Annotated in this window: 11 protein-coding genes; 4 read left to right on the top strand and 7 right to left on the bottom strand. The window is 71.0% G+C overall.

Annotation, left to right across the window (positions count from 1 at the left end):
- Window positions 1-681: 681 nt before the first annotated feature.
- Both AB8Z36_RS06725 and AB8Z36_RS06720 read left to right on the top strand, forming a co-directional pair.
- A complete protein-coding gene (locus tag AB8Z36_RS06725; protein ID WP_369212259.1) occupies window positions 682-2,085 on the top strand; it encodes an NAD(P)/FAD-dependent oxidoreductase in 1,404 nt (467 codons plus the stop codon).
- Between the two features lie 261 nt (window positions 2,086-2,346).
- Window positions 2,347-3,645 (top strand): class I SAM-dependent methyltransferase, encoded by a 1,299-nt coding sequence (locus AB8Z36_RS06720; protein ID WP_369212258.1) that lies wholly within the window; start codon window positions 2,347-2,349, stop codon window positions 3,643-3,645.
- A gap of 149 nt (window positions 3,646-3,794) precedes the next feature.
- Here AB8Z36_RS06720 and AB8Z36_RS06715 read toward each other — a convergent pair whose 3' ends face one another.
- A complete protein-coding gene (locus AB8Z36_RS06715; protein WP_369212257.1) occupies window positions 3,795-6,332 on the bottom strand; it encodes an ABC transporter permease in 2,538 nt (845 codons plus the stop codon).
- Window positions 6,333-6,656: 324 nt separating this feature from the next.
- Here AB8Z36_RS06715 and AB8Z36_RS06710 point away from each other — a divergent pair, with 324 nt between their 5' ends.
- Window positions 6,657-7,502, top strand: a complete 846-nt coding sequence (locus AB8Z36_RS06710) for an SDR family oxidoreductase (RefSeq protein WP_369212256.1) — start codon at window positions 6,657-6,659, stop codon at window positions 7,500-7,502.
- A gap of 82 nt (window positions 7,503-7,584) precedes the next feature.
- Here AB8Z36_RS06710 and AB8Z36_RS06705 read toward each other — a convergent pair whose 3' ends face one another.
- Window positions 7,585-8,913 carry an aspartate aminotransferase family protein gene (locus tag AB8Z36_RS06705; RefSeq protein ID WP_369212255.1) on the bottom strand — a complete coding sequence of 443 codons (1,329 nt, stop codon included), beginning with the start codon at window positions 8,911-8,913 and terminating at the stop codon, window positions 7,585-7,587.
- A gap of 90 nt (window positions 8,914-9,003) precedes the next feature.
- Here AB8Z36_RS06705 and AB8Z36_RS06700 point away from each other — a divergent pair, with 90 nt between their 5' ends.
- Window positions 9,004-9,972 carry a LysR family transcriptional regulator gene (locus AB8Z36_RS06700; protein ID WP_369212254.1) on the top strand — a complete coding sequence of 323 codons (969 nt, stop codon included), beginning with the start codon at window positions 9,004-9,006 and terminating at the stop codon, window positions 9,970-9,972.
- On the opposite strand, the gene AB8Z36_RS06695 is transcribed toward AB8Z36_RS06700, so the two are convergent.
- From AB8Z36_RS06695 to AB8Z36_RS06675, 5 genes are all read right to left on the bottom strand, one after another.
- Entirely contained in the window at window positions 9,931-11,340 is a 1,410-nt protein-coding gene (locus AB8Z36_RS06695; RefSeq protein ID WP_369212253.1) for an aldehyde dehydrogenase family protein, read from the bottom strand. The genes AB8Z36_RS06700 and AB8Z36_RS06695 overlap by 42 nt on opposite strands.
- Before the next feature lie 13 nt (window positions 11,341-11,353).
- Window positions 11,354-12,916, bottom strand: coding sequence for a GMC family oxidoreductase (locus AB8Z36_RS06690; RefSeq protein WP_369212252.1), 1,563 nt, complete (start codon window positions 12,914-12,916; stop codon window positions 11,354-11,356).
- Complete coding sequence (locus tag AB8Z36_RS06685) at window positions 12,913-13,965, bottom strand: dipeptidase (protein ID WP_369212251.1); 1,053 nt, start codon at window positions 13,963-13,965, stop codon at window positions 12,913-12,915. Before AB8Z36_RS06685 ends, AB8Z36_RS06690 begins: the two co-directional genes overlap by 4 nt.
- Complete coding sequence (locus AB8Z36_RS06680; protein WP_369212260.1) at window positions 13,962-14,858, bottom strand: alpha/beta fold hydrolase; 897 nt, start codon at window positions 14,856-14,858, stop codon at window positions 13,962-13,964. The genes AB8Z36_RS06685 and AB8Z36_RS06680 overlap by 4 nt, the downstream gene beginning before the upstream one ends.
- A 74-nt stretch (window positions 14,859-14,932) precedes the next feature.
- Window positions 14,933-16,459, bottom strand: coding sequence for a S10 family peptidase (locus tag AB8Z36_RS06675; protein WP_369212250.1), 1,527 nt, complete (start codon window positions 16,457-16,459; stop codon window positions 14,933-14,935).
- Between the last annotated feature and the right edge of the window lie 50 nt (window positions 16,460-16,509).

Raw genomic sequence — 16,509 nt, 5'->3', positions numbered from 1 at the left:
AGCCGGGGGTGGGGGCGGGTGCGGCCGTGGCGGTGCCCGCGCCGCCGATGACGGCCGCCACGGCGAGGGCGGCCATGGCCAGGAATGTGCGCATACGCATGAGGGTGCCTTCCGGTCGGGAGACGTGGGTGGAGCGACGTGTCGGGAGACGTGTCGGGAGGCAAGGTCTCACTGGACCGGCACGGCCGCGGGCGTTCCTGGGCCATCTGCCGCAGCGGAGTCGCCCGATGGGGGACGGGCGGACGTATCGGCACGGACCGGGCAGGACGTATCGACCGCCTGAGCGTGTCATGTAGCGTCTGAGCGGCTCTCCGGGGGCCCTCAGGGGCCTCCGGCGACAGTCCGTCGGGAAAGTTCGTGAAGTTCTTCACAAGAGATTGGGCCCCGAAGGGCGAGGTTTTCTGGCTTCAAGCCCCCGAAAGGGTCCTTCCCAGGGCCGAACGGCCTTCGGTCCCAAGGGTGCGGCTCTCGGCCGGGAGGGTGCGCCGCCGGGTGGTCCAGCCCGTGCCGGGCGGTGGACGGGCAGCTCACGAGGGGTGAGCAACGACTCGGGTGGTGCCGTGGTTCCCCTCCGGCGCCATGACCTCGGTCACGCGGGCGGCGAAGTGTAGCAGAGCCCCTGCCCATGCTTGTGAAGGGGCGCACGAGCGACCCCCCTGTGGCAGGTGGATACTCGATGGCATGAGCACCACGGAGCGTCCCAGGATCCTCGTAGTAGGCGGTGGGTACGTAGGCCTGTACGCAGCTCGGCGCATTCTCAAGAAGATGCGCTACGGAGAGGCGACCGTCACGGTCGTCGACCCCCGGTCGTACATGACCTACCAGCCCTTCCTCCCCGAAGCCGCCGCCGGCAGCATCTCGCCGCGGCACGTCGTCGTCCCGCTGCGACGCGTGCTGCCCAAGGCAGAGGTTCTCACCGGCCGGGTCACCACCATCGACCAGGACCGGAAGGTAGCGACGATCGCCCCCCTCGTGGGCGAGGCGTACGAGCTGCCCTTCGACTACCTCGTCATCGCGATGGGCGCGGTCTCCCGCACCTTCCCGATCCCCGGCCTCGCCGAGCAGGGCATCGGCATGAAGGGCATCGAGGAGGCCATCGGCCTGCGCAACCACGTCCTCGAGCAGCTCGACAAGGCTGACTCCACGACGGACGAGGAGGTCCGCCGCAAGGCGCTGACCTTCGTCTTCGTCGGCGGTGGCTTCGCGGGTGCGGAGACCATCGGCGAGGTCGAGGACATGGCCCGCGACGCGGCCAAGTACTACAACAACGTGAAGCGCGAGGACATGCGCTTCGTCCTGGTCGACGTCGCCGACAAGATCCTCCCCGAGGTGGGCCCGAAGCTGGGCGCCTACGGCAAGGAGCACCTTGAGGGCCGCGGTGTCGAGGTCTACCTCAAGACCGGCATGGACTCCTGCGTGGACGGTCACGTCGTCCTCAACAACGGCCTTGAGGTCGACTCCAACACCATCGTGTGGACCGCGGGCGTCAAGCCCAACCCGGCGCTGTCCCGCTTCGGTCTGCCGCTCGGTCCCCGTGGCCACGTCGACACCCAGACGACCCTCCAGGTCCAGGGCACCGACTACATCTGGGCCGCGGGCGACAACGCCCAGGTCCCGGACATGGTCGGCCGCAAGGCGGGCAACGAGAACGCCTGGTGCCCGCCGAACGCCCAGCACGCGCTGCGTCAGGCCAAGGTCCTCGGCGACAACGTGATCTCCGGCATGCGGGGCTTCCCGCAGAAGGAGTACAGCCACGCCAACAAGGGTGCGGTCGCCGGTCTCGGCCTGCACAAGGGCGTCGCGATGATCGTCATGGGCAAGATGAAGATCAAGCTCAAGGGCCGTCTCGCCTGGTACATGCACCGCGCGTACCACGGCATGGCGATGCCGACGTTCAACCGCAAGATCCGCGTCTTCGCGGACTGGACGCTCGCCATGTTCCTCAAGCGCGAGGTCGTCTCCCTCGGTGCTCTCGAAGCCCCGCGCGAGGAGTTCTACGAGGCCGCCAAGCCGGCCCCGAAGCCGCAGGTCGCGGCCGAGCCCGCCCCGGCGGTCAAGGCCGAGGAGAAGGCCAAGGCCTCCTGACCTCGCGGCACTGATCCACCCCGAAGGGGGCCGCCCGCCATCCGTGGTGCGGGCGGCCCCCTTCGGCGTGCCCGGACCGTGCCCGGACCGTGCCCGGGGCGTGGCCGAAAGATAGGTGCCCAGGGCATCTATTTTGCTTTTCCGTGACGCGTTTACGGGACTGCGGACCCTCCCCTTCGGTGTTTACGTGGTGTTGGACCGTTCCGGGACACGTCCCCACGCGCGTGCGCGCGGGACACCCCTTCCACGGAGGTGTGCGCCATGCAGGACGCCGCACAGCGGCTGAAGAACCTCGCCGAGCAGCTCATGGGAGCCCCACTGCCGGTGCGTATCCGCGCCTGGGACGGATCGGAGACGGGTCCGCCGGGCGCCCCCGTCCTCGTCGTACGCAACCGCCGTGCCCTGCGCCATCTGCTGTGGAAGCCGGGCGAACTGGGCCTGGCGCGTGCCTGGGTGGCCGGTGACCTCGATGTCGACGGGGACCTCTACACCGTCCTTGACAGGATGGCCGAGTTCATCTGGGAGCGCGGCGAGGACGCCAGGAACCTCCGCCAGTCCCTGCGGGACCCCGCCGTCCGCGCCGCCGTCCGCTCGCTGTTCGCCCTCTCCGCGCCCTTCCTGCCGCCCGCGCCGCCCCCGGAGGAGACGCGTCGGCACGGCCGCCTGCACCTGCACACCAAGGGCAGCGACCGCAAGGCCATCAGCCACCACTACGACGTGGGCAACGACTTCTACGCGATGGTCCTCGGCCCCTCGATGGTCTACTCGTGCGCCTACTGGGAGTCGCCGCAGGGCACCCTGGAGGACGCCCAGCGCGACAAGCTGGAGCTGATCTCGCGCAAGCTCGGCCTGCGGCCCGGCATGCGCCTGCTCGACGTCGGCTGCGGCTGGGGCTCCATGGCGATCCACGCGGCCCGCGAGCACGGCGTCACCGTCGTCGGCGTCACGCTCTCCCAGGAACAGGCCACGTACGCCAGGAAGCGGATCGCCGAGGAGGGTCTCACCGACCGCGTCGAGATCCGGGTCCAGGACTACCGCGACGTGCGCGACGGCCCCTACGACGCGATCTCCTCCATCGGCATGGCCGAACACGTCGGCGCCGCGCGCTACCTGGAGTACGCCCAGGATCTGCACGCCCTGCTCAAGCCCGGCGGGCGGCTGCTCAACCACCAGATCGCGCGCCGCCCGCAGGCGGACGAGTCCGCGTACTCCGTGGACGAGTTCATCGACGCCTACGTCTTCCCCGACGGGGAGCTCGCGCCCCTCGGCACCACGGTCACCCTCCTGGAGCGGGCCGGGTTCGAGGTGCGCGACGTGGAGTCCATCCGCGAGCACTACGCCCTCACCCTGCGCCGCTGGGTCGCCAACCTGGAGGCGAGGTGGGTCGAGGGCCAACGGCTGACCTCGCCGGGCCGGGCCCGGGTCTGGCGGCTCTACATGGCCGCCTCCGCGCTCGCCTTCGAGCGCAACCGCATCGGCGTCAACCAGGTCCTCGCGGTGCGGACCCCGGAGAGCGGCGCCTCGGGGCTGCCGCTGCGGACCCGGGAGTGGCGCGCGTAGGCGGGCTCGTACGCGCGCGAGACACGGTGGACCGGTCCGTACGGGCGCGAGACACGGTGGACCGGTCCGTACGCGCGCGGGACGCGTGAGAGGGGCCCCGGACGGTGTGCGCACCGTCCGGGGCCCCTCTCCTCGTACGTCCCGGGCCGCTACTCGCTCTTGATGGCCATGAGCGGGTTGAGCTTGGCCGCGCTGCGGGCCGGCCACATCGCCGCGAGGACGCCGACCAGGGCCGCGATGCAGAGGAAGACCGCGATCCGGCCGACCGGGATCTCCATCGTGTAGGTCTTCACCGAGTCGGCGATGTTGTTGCCCGCGGCCCAGCCCATGAAGAGGCCGAGGCCGATGCCGAGCACCGCGCCGAACAGGGAGATGATGACCGCCTCAAGGCGCACCATCTGCTTGACCTTCGCGCGGTCCAGGCCGATGGCCCGCATCATGCCGATCTCGTGCTTCCGCTCGAAGACCGACATGGCGAGGGTGTTGATGACACCGAGCACCGCGATCAGGATGGCCATCGCGAGCAGGCCGTAAAGCATGTTCAGCATCAGGTTGATCGCACCGGCGACCTCGTTGCTGAGGGCGTCCTTGTCCTGGATCTTGATGGCGGGGTTGTCGCCGAGGGCCTTGACGATCGCGTCCTCGGCGCCGTCGGACGGGCCGCCCTTCATCTTCACCAGGACCTGCTCATCGGCGATCTTGGAGAGGTGCGGGTCGACGACGGAGAGCGGCGCGAACAGGCCGTCGATCATCTCGTTGTGCTGGTAGACACCGGCGACCTTCAGCTTCGCCGTCTTGTCGTCGTCGAACTTCACCGAGACGGTGTCGCCCGCCTTCAGGCCGCGCTTCTTGGCCGTGTCGTCGTCGACGAGCGTGGCGGCGCCCTTGAGCCCGGCCAGCGAACCGCTGCTGAAGTCCAGGTTCGCCAGCTCGCCGAAGGCCTTCTCGTCGACGCCGGAGATCCGCGAGTACGAGCCGTCCACCTCGCCGTAGGCGTTGCGCAGCGGGCTGCTCGCCTCGACGTCGGGGAGCTTGTCCAGCTTCTGGCGGACCTCGGGGGCCAGCGGCTGGTAGTTGGCCATGGAGACGGTGTAGTCGGCCTTCAGGGAGCCCGCGGCCATCTTGTTGATGGCGCTGCTCATGGAGGTCGCGACCACCGTCATCGCCGTGATGAGGGTCAGGCCGATCATCAGGGCGGCGGCCGTGGAGGCGGTGCGGCGCGGGTTGCGCACCGCGTTGAGGCGGGACAGCTTGCCCGTGACGCCGAACGGCTTCAGGAGCGGGGCCGAGGCGGCGATGAAGGGGCGCGACAGGAGCGGTGTGAGGACGATGATGCCGACCATGATCGTGGCGGCACCGCCGGCCATCACGTAGTTGTCCTCCATGAAGAGCATGACCACACCGAGGGCGACGATGACCGAGCCGATGGTGTTGCGGACGACCAGGCCCCGCGTGGTCGGCGTGGCGTGGACGCTGTTCATCGCGGCGACCGGGGGGATGCGCGCGGCGCGGCGGCCCGGCAGCCAGGCGGACAGCATGGTGACGCAGACGCCGATGATCAGGGCGACGACGACCGTGGTCGGGGCGATGACGATCGGCCCGTCGGGCAGCGAGGCACCCGCGGAGTTCATCAGGGACTCGAGACCGACGGCCACACCGATGCCGAGCGCGAAGCCGGTGACGGCGGCCACCAGGCCCACCAGGAACGCCTCGATGAGCACGGAGCGCGTCACCTGGCGGCGTGAGGCGCCGACGGCCCGCATGAGCGCGAGTTCCTTGGTGCGCTGGGCGACCAGCATGGTGAAGGTGTTGGCGATGATGAAGATGCCGACGAAGAGCGCGATGCCCGCGAAGATCAGCAGGACCTGGCTCATCGAGCTGGTCTGTGTCTCGATCGCCTGTTCCTGGTCGTCGGAGAGCTGGGCGCCGGTGACGGCGTCGGTGTCCTTGGGCAGGATCTTCTCGACGGAGCTCTTCAGCGCCGATTCCGAGGTGCCCGCGGCGGCCTTGACGTCGATCTCGTCGTACTCGCTCTTGCCGAGGACCTCGCGCGCGGTGTGGTTGTCGAAGACGACGAGGCTGCCGCCCGCGAGGACGCTGCCGTCCTCGGTGTCGAAGATGCCGCTGACCTTGGCCGTGCGGACGGGTCCGTCGGTGGAGAAGCGGACGGTGTCGCCGACCTGGTAGCCGGTGCGTGCGGCGGTGCGCGAGTCCAGGGCGATGGCACCGGCGGACTTCGGGGGCGYGCCCTTGGTGAAGTCGTAGCGCGGGTCCTTGCCGTCCTTGCCGGGGTAGTAGTTGGCGCCGGAGGTGCCCCACTCGCCGCCGACCAGCTTGCCGTCCTTGTCGGCGACGGCGGTGAAGCCGGAGACGGAGCCGATGGCGGAGGCGGCGCCGGGCACGCCCTCGGCCTTCTTCAGGAAGGCGTCGGTGAGCCGGGGCGGCTTCCTGGCCTCGCCGCCGTCGCTGCCGCCGCCGGAGGAGGAGGAGGAGCCGGAGCCCTCGCCCTGGATGGCGACGGAGACGTGGTCGAAGCTCTTGGCGGCCTTGTTCTTGTAGGCGTTGCCGAAGGTGTCGGTGAAGACCAGCGTGCCGGAGACGAAGGCGACGCCGAGCATGACGGCGAGCACGGTCATCAACAGCCGGGCCTTGTGCGCGAGCACATTGCGCAGGGCGGTACGGAACATGGGAGTCAGATCCTGGTGAGGAGTGCCGTCAGCCGGGGTGGGCCGGTCGGGGCCGAGCGGCCGTGGTCGGGACGGCGAGTGAGGGTGTACTCCATCGTCCGGCCCGATCAGAATCGCGTCATCAACCGCTGATCCGGTTCCCGTGGCCCCCTCCGGTCGCAGCCGAACAGGCCGCGTCATACCCGGAGATGACGGAGCCGTCGGGAGAAGAGACGACGTCCGCGGCAAGAAGCGCATCAAGGGGGGTACGTCACACCCAGGCTCGGTGGGTCCGGGGAAAGTGCTGCCTGGCGGGTGGGAGGCCTCCGGCCGAAGGTTGGACACATGACTTCTTCTACGTCCGCGGCCTCGGCCGCCGCACCCACCACGTCCGCCGCCTCTTCCGCTACCGCTCCCGCCCCCGTCGCCGCTTCGGGTGGGTCACTCTCCGGGCGGGTGGCCGTCATCACCGGGGCCACCAGCGGCATCGGAGCCGCCACCGCCCGCCGCCTGGCGCTCGGGGGCGCGCATGTCGCGCTGATGGGCCGTCGCGAGAACCGCCTCAAGGAACTGGCCGACGAGCTGAGCGCGACCGCTCAGGGAAAGATCCTGCCGGTCGCCGTGGACGTCGCCGACAGGGCGGCCGTGGAGCGGGCCGCGGCGTCGGTGCGCTCCGCACTCGGCCGCGTCGACTGTGTGGTGGCCAACGCCGGTGTGATGCTGGGCGCGCCCTTCGACACCGCCGAGACCGCGGAGTTCGACCGCATGCTCGACGTCAACGTGCGGGGTCTGGTCAACACGGGCCGTGCGTTCGCCGACGACCTGCTCACCGCCGCGCGGACTGGCCCCGCCGACCTGGTGCACATCGGCTCCGTGGCCAGTCATGTGCTCTACCCCGACTGGGCCGTCTACGGTGCCACCAAGGCGGCCGTCGCCCAGCTCACCCGTAACCTCCGCGCCGAACTCGGCCCGCGCGACGTACGCGTGCACAACGTCGAACCCGGCGTCACCGCCACCGAGTTGGGTCACGACATGAGCAACGACGACATGCGGGCCAGCCTGGCGGAGATGCGGGAGAGCCTGCGCCCGCTGTCCGCGGACGACATCGCCGACGCGGTGACCTACTCCGTCGCGGCACCCGCCAACGTGAACATCGCTGAGATGGTCGTCGTGTCGGTGCGCTACGGCTGACCGGTACAGCACCCGTCCGGGCAGGTGCAGGGGCGGTGCGGCCGCCGCGCAGGCCACCGCACCGCCTGAGCGCACGCGTGGGTCAGAGCGCGGCGGCGGCGTCGCCGATCGCCGTGTCCAGGATCTCCAGGCCGAGCGAGAGTTCGTCCTCGGTGGCCGTCAGCGGCGGGGCGATCCGGAAGACGCCGCCCATGCCGCGGAGCTGCACGATGTTCATGTGCAGGCCGAGTTCGAGGCAGCGGCGGGTGACCCGGGCGCCCAGCTCGTCCGAGCTGCGCTTGGTCTCGCGGTCGACGACGAGTTCCACTCCGGCGAGGAGACCGCGGCCCCGGATGTCGCCGACGACCTCGTGCCGTCCGGCGATGCTCTCCAGGCCCTTGCGCAGGAACGCGCCAAGGTCCCTGGCTCGCTCGTCGAGCCGGTCAGCGGCCAGGACGTCGAGAACCGTATTGCCCACCGCGGCCACCAGCGGGTCGGAGACGTGCGTGGTGAAGAACAGGAATCCTCGTTCGTACGCCCGCTGCTCGATCTCGGCGCTCGTGACCACGGCCGCCAGGGGCAGTCCGGCACCGAGCGTCTTGGACAGCGTGAGGATGTCGGGCACGATGCCGTCGCGCTCGAAGGCGTACCAGGTCCCGGTGCGGCACAGCCCCGTCTGCGCCTCATCGACGATCATCAGCATGCCGCGCTCGCGGCACTTGGCCTGGAGGGCCGCGAAGTAGCCGACGGGCGGTTCGATGATGCCGCCCGAGCTGAGGATCGGCTCGACGAGACAGGCGGCGAGGCTGCCGGTCGACTGGGCGTCGATCAGGTCGAAGGCGAAGTCGAGCTGCCGGCGCCAGTCCAGCGCGCCGTCGGCCGTGGTGAAGTCGGGCCGGTAGGTGTTGGGCACGGGGATGGCGAAGTTGCCGGGCGCGCCGGGCCCGTACCCCTTGCGGCCCGCGCTGTACGTGGCGGACGCGGCGGCCTGGGTCATGCCGTGCCAGGACCGGGCGAACGAGACGATCTCGTGCTTGCCGGTGACGAGCTTGGCCATCCGGATGGCCGCCTCGTTCGACTCCGCGCCGGTGGTGAGGAGCAGCGCCTTCTCCAGAGGTGCGGGCAGTGAGTCGGCGAGGCGACGGGCGAGGTCGACCACGGGCCTGCTGAGCATGCCGCTGTAGAGGTGGTCGAGACCGGCGACCTGCTGCTGCACGGTGGCCACGATCGCCGGGTGCGAGTGGCCGAGGATCGCGCTCATCTGGCCCGAGGTGAAGTCGAGTATCTTGCGGCCGTCCGCGGTGTGGACGAAGCTCCCCTCGGCGCGCTCGATGATTTCGCGGGTGAAGTCGCCGCCGTAGCGTATGAGGTGCCTGTCGGCGTCGGACCAGAACGATTCGGTGGACAGCGAGGCATTGTTCGAAGCAGCCATGGCCTCGACGGTAGGTCCCCCCAAGCGACACGTCCATCTCACAATTCTGGCTTTACTGTTCGGCATTTCCGCACAACAATGGTGCGCGTGATGAACCCCTGGAGGCTTCGGCTGCTGAGCCAGCTCGACACACTGGGCACGGTCCGGGCGGTCGCCCAGGCCGCGAATCTGAGCCCGTCGAGCGTGTCGCAGCAGCTCGCCGTGCTGGAGACCGAGACGCGCACCCAGCTTCTTGAGCGCAGTGGCCGCCGGGTCCGGCTGACCTCGGCCGGGCTGATCCTCGCCCGGCGGGCGCGGGCGATCCTCGACCACATGGACAGCGTCGAGGCGGAGCTGCGCGGCTTCGGCGAGGAACCGGTGGGCCTGGTGCGCCTCGGGGCGTTCCAGAGCGCGATCCACACCATGGCCGTGCCCGCGGTGACCCGGCTGGCGGCCGTGCATCCGCACCTCGACGTCGAGCTGCTCCAGCTCGAACCGCACGAGAGCCTGCCCGCCCTGCGGGGCGGCGACGTGGACATCATCATCACGACCACGGACTTCGACGAGCTGCCGCTCGGCCCTGACCTGGACCTCGTGCCGCTGGCCACCGATCCCGTGGTGCTCGTGGTCCCGCCCGAGCACCCCGTGGCCACACGCGGCGTCGTGGACCTGGCGGCGTACGCGGACGAGCCCTGGTCCTTCGACATCCCCCAGTCGTACATGGCGAACCTCGCGCAGCGGCTGTGCCGTCAGGCCGGTTTCGAGCCGCGCGTGGTGTGCCGGTTCAGCAACTACATGATGGCCTTGCAGCACGTCGAGGCCGGGCTTTCGATCACGCTGCTGCCCGGTCTGGCCGTGGGTGACCGCTACCGCGTCACCACCAGGGAGCTCGCGACACCGATCACGCGCTCCATCACGGCGGCGATCCGGCGCGGCGCACCGGCACGGGCGGCGGTGCACGTCGTCCTCGACGCGCTGCGCCACCCGTCCGACCTGCCGCTGCCGCCCTCCGACAAGATCACGCGGGATCAGCCGGGATCAGGAGACCGGACCGCCCCCGCCCGCGATGAAGACGGATGACGGGCGGGTCGCCGCGTCGTAGGCGGCGTGGGCGCCGGTGGCCCCCATGCCGCTGTCGCCCGCCGGTTCCCAGACCATCTCGGCGCTGCCGCCCTGCCACTGGTTGACCGCGACGATACCCGCGGGCAGTCGCGTCGCGGCCTCGATGTGTTCGGGGTCGTGGGTGTAGACCGTCGCGGCGAGGCCGAAGCGGGAGCGTGCGGCCCGTTCCAGGCCCTCGGCGAAGTCGGCCACGACGGCGACGGGCGCGATCGGCCCGAAGGTCTCCTCGGTCATCACGAGCATCGACTCGTCGACGTCGGTGAGGACGGTGGGCGGGTAGAAGTAGCCCTTGCCGGGCGGCTCCGCTCCTCCGGTGCGGATGGTGGCGCCGCGCGCGACGGCGTCGGCGACGTGTTCCCGGACGATGTCCCGCTGCCGCGCGTCGACCAGCGGGCCGAGGGCCTCGCCGGGTGTGTACTCCTCGGCCGCCGACACCAGGGCTTCGGTGAACTCCGCGGCGATGTCCTGGTGGACGTAGATCCGTTCCATGGAGGTGCATATCTGGCCGGTGTTGAGGAACGAGCCGAGTGCGACGGCTGCCGCGGTGGCCCGGACGTCGACGTCCGCGTCCACCACCACGGCGTCCTTGCCGCCGAGTTCGAGCATGGCCCGGTGCAGCTGACGGCCGGCTCCGGCGCCCACCGCGCGTCCGGCCGCGACCGAGCCGGTGAAGTGCACGAGCTGAATTCCGTCGTGCTCGGCGAGCGGCGCACCGGCGCGGGCGTCGCCGAGGACGAGGTTCACCACGCCGTCGGCCAGGGTGAGCAGCTCGCACAGCCGCACGGCGGAGAGCGGTGAGCGTTCGGAGGGCTTGACGACGACGGTGTTGCCCGCGGCGAGCAGCGGGCCCAGGGAGCCGAGGAGCACCGCGAGCGGGAAGTTCCACGGGGTGATCACCGCGGTGGCGCCCAGCGGGTGCCGCACGATCCGGGTCTCCCCGTCCGGGTGCTCGAACCTCTCCTCGAAGGCGTAGGACAGGGCCGCTTCCGCCGCGCTCTTCATCCCGGCCGCCGCGGCCTCGATGAAGGTCCTGCCGAGGGCGAGCGGTTTGCCCATCTCCCTGCGTTCGAGTTCGGCGAGTTCGTCCGCGTGGGCGGTGATGACGTCGGCCCACTCCGCGATCCGCGCCACCCGCTCGGCGACGGACAGCGACGCCCAGCCCGGCTGGGCAGCCACCGCGGCCTCGACGGCCCGGTCCACGTCCGCCGGAGACCCGGCGGGCACGCGGGCGACGACCTCTTCGGTCGCCGGGTCGACGACGTCGAGCACGGTGGCGCCCGTGGTGTCCCGCCAGACGCCGCCGATCAGATTCTGTGCGACCTGCACGTGTTCCATCCCTTCAGGTGAGGCGGTCGGCCATCAGCTCGCCGGTCATGATCGCGGCGAGGTTGGTGTTGGCGCGGGGCACGAACGGGAAGACCGACGCGTCGACCACCCGCAGGCCGTCCACGCCGAGGACCCGGCAGCCGCTGTCCACGACCGTCTCCGGGGCGTCGCTCGCACCCATCCGGCAGGTGCTGGTGCCGTGCTGGGTGTCCACCACTGTGGCCAGGAGGTGGTCGTCGAGTGCGCGGTCGCTGTCCAGCGCGGCGAACAGCTCGCGGTTGGCCGCCTTGAGCGGTCCCGTGGTGATCCGCGCCGTTTCGGGGCCGAGGGCCAGCCTGACCAGTTCGCGCACTCCCGTGCGCATCCGGGGCAGGTCGCGAGGATCGGAGAGCATCCGTTCGCGTACCAGCGGCTGCTTCGCCGGGTCGGTGGAGGTCAGGGTCAGCACGCCGCGCGAGTAGGTGCGGTTGAGCCACACACCGTAGGAACCGAGTCTCTCGCCCGGCGTGGCCGAACCCATGGCCAGGACGTTCTCGTTGAGGGCGACGAACATCATGTCGTTCTCGGGGGCGCCCGGCCCGCTGGTCCAGCGGACGCAGACATTGGTGTGCCGGTCGTGGGGCGTCCTGCTGCTGGCCTCCTCCGTGAGCGGGATGATCACCGACGCCAGCGGATGGTCCTGGAGTCCCTGGCCGACGGGCAGGGACTGCCGTACCTCGATGCCCAGGTCGCGCAGGTGCGCCGCGGGGCCGATGCCCGAGCGCAGCAGGATCGCCGGTGAGTGGATGACCCCGGCGCTGAGGACGACGGTGTCGGCGTGCTCGGTGCTCACCACTCCCCCATGGATCACCCGTACGCCCACGGCCCGGTCGCCGTCGAAGAGCACCCGCTCGACCAGGCTGTCCCCGCGGACCGTGAGGGTGTCCAGGTCGCGGGCCCACTCCAGATAGCCGTCGTTGACGGTCACCCGGCTGCTGTCGCGGGAGTTGATGGGGTAGGGCGAGATGCCGCTTCCCCGGGGGGCGTTGACGTCCTCGGTCCACGGGTAGCCGGCGGCGGCGCAGGCCCGTGCGAGTGCCTTGTCGACGCCGCCCCAGTCCTCCCGTGCCATGCGGTGGACCGGGATGGGGCCGCCGCGGCCGTGGTAGGGCTCATCGCCGAACCGCTCGTCGTCCTCCAGGCGGGCGAAGTAGGGCAGGACGTCCTCCGGAGACCAGCCCGTGCACCCGAGGGCCCCCCACTCCTCGAAGTCGGCCATCGGCGGGCGGATGGCGATCTGGCCGTTGACCGCCGAGCTGCCGCCCGTGCCCCGGCCGCGCCAGTACAGCTCCTGTTCCTGGCTGTCGGTGCGCGCGGCGTTCACGTCGGGCCAGATCAGCTCTTCGCTCGCCGCGTCGTCGAGGAGCGCGAGCCGTGGGTTGGGTGAGCGCCAGACGTCCTTCATCTCCGCCGAGCGGTAGTCCGGTCCGGCTTCGAGCAGCAGGACCCGCCTGCCCTTCGCCGCCGTACGGGCCGCGAGCGCGGCGCCCGAGGAGCCCGCCCCCACGACGATGACGTCCCAGCCGTTGGCTGTCATGATTCCGCCTTTCCCTGCGTTGCTGTGGTCTTCGGTGGCATGCCCATCACCTCGTCGAGCACCCGCATCGCGTTGCCGCCGAGCACCTTTCTGATGTCGGTGTCGGTGAAGCCGCGCGCGGCCATCTCCTCGCTGATGAGGGGCAGATCCGAGGGGCGCCGGATCTCGCTGTCGTTCCAGGTGGCGTCCATGCCGGGGATCAGCCAGCCGCCGTACACCTCCTGGTAGTAGTCGTCGATGAAGTCGGGGCCGAGCCCGATGGCGTCGATGGAGGTGACCGAGGCGAGGTGCTCGATGTGGTCGACGACGCGGGCGGCCGTGGGGCGGCCCGGGTCGATGAAGGGCGGGATGGCCGCCGCGACCCCGATGACTCCGCCGAGTTCGGCGACGCCCTTGAGCTGGGCGTCGGTGAGGTTGCGGTGGATGTCGGTGACGGCGCGGCACGCCGAGTGGGTGGCGAGCAGCGGTCTGCGGGCGTTTTCGAGGACGTCCTCGACGCCCGCGACCCCGAGGTGGCTGAGGTCGTAGACGATGCCCAGGCGCTCCATCTCCTTGAGGACCTCCAGGCCCTGCGGGGTGAGGCCGCCGCAGGCGGAGTCGTCGACGCCGCTGCCGTCGGCGAGCAGCGTACGGCCCATGTGGGCCAGCGACACCACCCGTACTCCGACCCGCTCCATGGTGCGGATCAGGTCCGGGTCCTGGCCGAGCGCGTGGGCGCCCTCCAGGGCGATGACCAGGGCGATCCCGCCGTCCGCCGTCGTACGGGTGATGTCCGCGCCAGTGCGGCAGACGGTCAGCTCCGGGTACTGCCCGGCCAGCCGGTGGATGCGTTCGATGAGCAGCAGGGTGCGGCGCAGCGCGCCCTCCGACTGGAACTGCTCGTCGATGAAGACCGGCAGGACCTGTACGTTCACGCCGCCCGCGCGCAGCTCCGGCAGCCAGAACTCACCGAAGTAGTCAGGCCGTCCCCGGCGGTCGAAGTGGTCGACCAGGAGGATGAGGTCGTTGTGCAGATCGGCCACCAGGGCCTCGTGGTGCGGGGCCGTCACCGCCCGCGTCCCTTGCGCACGAGGTCGCCGACGATGTCGGGCAGATGGGCCTGCGGCAGGCTGAGGTGGCCGTGGCCCGCGATGACGTGCAGGTCGGCGCCGGGGATGGCGCGGGCGAGCCACACGGAGTGCTCGTAGCTGATCATCAGGTCGAGCTTGCCGGTCCAGAGGCTGACCGGGGTGGTGATCGAGCCGGGGTCGAAGCCCCAGGGCAGGACCAGGGCCAGATCGTCGTCGAGCCAGCCGTCGATGCCGGTGGAGGTCGCCTTGCGCAGGCCCGCCACGAAGGTGTGGCCGTGCTCGGTGGTGAGGAGTGCCTGGTCGACGGGGGGCAGGGTGGCGCGGAAGGAATCGATGAAGCCCTCGGGGGTGAGGTCGTCCCATGCGGCGACGGTGTGCTTGAGCCAGGGTTCGACGGCGGCCCTGCCCTGCTGGGCGAGCTGCCACTCCTCACGGTTCTCCGGTCCCATCCCGGCGTAGTAGTCCAGGCCCGCCGCGTCGATCGGCGCGGGGCTGACCACGGCCGCCGCGGCTTCGCAACGCTCGGGCAGCAGGGCGGCGCAGGCGAGGGCGTTGGGGCCGCCGCCGGAGCCGCCCAGGGTGAGGAAGGTGTCGACGCCGAAGTGGTCGAGGACCGGGGGCACGTCGTCGGCTATGTCGGCCATCRGGCGCCCCGGCCGGGGCGAGCTGCGTCCGTAGCCGGGGCGTCCGACCATGAGGTGGCGCAGGCCGTACTGGTCGCAGACCTCGGCGTAGGACGGCCGGGGCACCGGGCCGCCGGGGGTGCCCGCGTGGCAGAGCAGGGTGCCGTTGACCGGCGTGCCGTAGGTCAGCGCTTCGGCCATCCGCCCGTCGGGCAGCGGTACGAGGTGGTACTCCCAGCCGTCAGGCATGCTGGTCACGTTGTTCCTCCTTGCGTGGTCGGGTTCGTGGTCGGGCGCATGGTCGGGTGCGTGGCCGGGCTCCGTCACAGCGACTCCGCCACGAACGCGCCGAGAGCGGCGGTGAAGGCCTGGCGGCTCTCCCGCCAGGCGTAGAACATGTGGCCGCCCTCGAAGTGGCGCACCGTCAGCCGGTCGGCCACGCGCGGGTCGAGGCGCATCAGGTTCCGCAGGCGCTCGCTGGTGTAGTAGGGCGTGACCAGGTCGTGGCGGCCGTGGGTGAGGAACGCCCGGGTGCGGGGGTGCACCGCCATGCCGTAGCGGAAGTCGTCGGTGGCGCCCGCGCAGCCCTGGAAGTAGTAGGTGGCGTCGTCGTTCTTCCAGTGGGTGACCACCTCCTGGCTGAGCAGCTCGTAGGTGCGGTCGGTGGTGACGCCGAGCTCCGTGCGCAGCAGGCGGTTGACCGCGGCCGTGAAGACCGTGCCCAGGGCGCTCAACGTCGGATCGGCGCCCTCGTAGCTCTCCCGGTCCGGGAACGGGTCCGGTGCGGTGATGGTCGCGTCGTAGGCGTCGAGGACGGTACGGGTGTCCTTCAGGAGCTCCCGCTTGAAGCGGTGGACGCGTACGCGGCCCTCGGCGCGGGTGACGAGTTCGGGGTCGAGTCCGGTGAGGTCCGCGTACCGGTTGAGCACCGCCTCGCGGTCCGGGGCGGGCATCGAGGCGCCTCGGGTGAGGAAGGAGGCGTAGTCCCCGGTGGCGAACTCCTCGGCCGCGCGCAGCACGTACGGCAGCGGGGTGCCGGGGCGGAAGGCGGGTGAGCGGCCGTGGTGCGCGGCGGCGGCCGCCATGGTCGGCAGGGCGTCGATCCACGGCTCCACCGCGTAGTCGCCCCAGCCGAAGGCGGTGTTGAGCAGGGCGGGTTCGAGCGCGGGCGAGATGAGGACGACGCCGTTGAGGCCGACCCCTGCCGTCTCCTGCAGGTGGCGGGTGAGCCGTGCGGCCCGGTAGCCGCCGTAGCTCTCGCCCGCGAGGAACACCGGCGAGCCCCAGCGGCCGTTCTCCGAGAGCCAGCGGCTGATGAACTCGCTCATCGCCTCCAGGTCGCCGATGGTGCCGAAGTACTGCCGCGCGTGCTGTTCGGCTCCGTCGCCGTGCGCCCCGGTGTTCCCCCGGTCGCCGTCCTCCCTCGCGCCGGGCCGCGCCGCCTCCGGTGCGACGGCGCGGCTGAAGCCGGTGCCGACGGGGTCGACCAGGACGAGGTCGGTGAAGGCGAGCCAGGAGTCCTCGTTGGGCACGAGCGCGGGGGGCATCGCCGGTACGGTGCCGTCGGCGGGGAAGTCGACGCGCCGCGGGCCGGCCGCGCCCAGGTGCAGATAGGCCGAGGACGCTCCGGGACCGCCGTTGAAGACGAAGGTCACCGGGCGTTCGGCGGCGGCGTCCCGTACGAGGTAGGCGACCGAGAAGATCTCCGCCGTGGGCTTCTCCTTCTCGCGCAGCACGAGCCACCCGGCACTCGCCGTGTAGGTGAGGTCGTTCCACGTGCCGGTGGTCGTGGCGCCGGGCGGGGGCTCGTGGTCGGCGTGGGTCTCCGGTCGGGGCAGGTCGGGTGTCATGGCTGGGGCGCCTTCCGGTCGTCGCGCGGGGCCGGGGCCCGGGTGTGGGG

The sequence above is a fragment of the Streptomyces flavofungini genome, assembly GCF_041028215.1.
Taxonomy (GTDB): domain Bacteria; phylum Actinomycetota; class Actinomycetes; order Streptomycetales; family Streptomycetaceae; genus Streptomyces; species Streptomyces flavofungini_B.
This window is presented reverse-complemented; position numbering and strand designations above follow the sequence as displayed.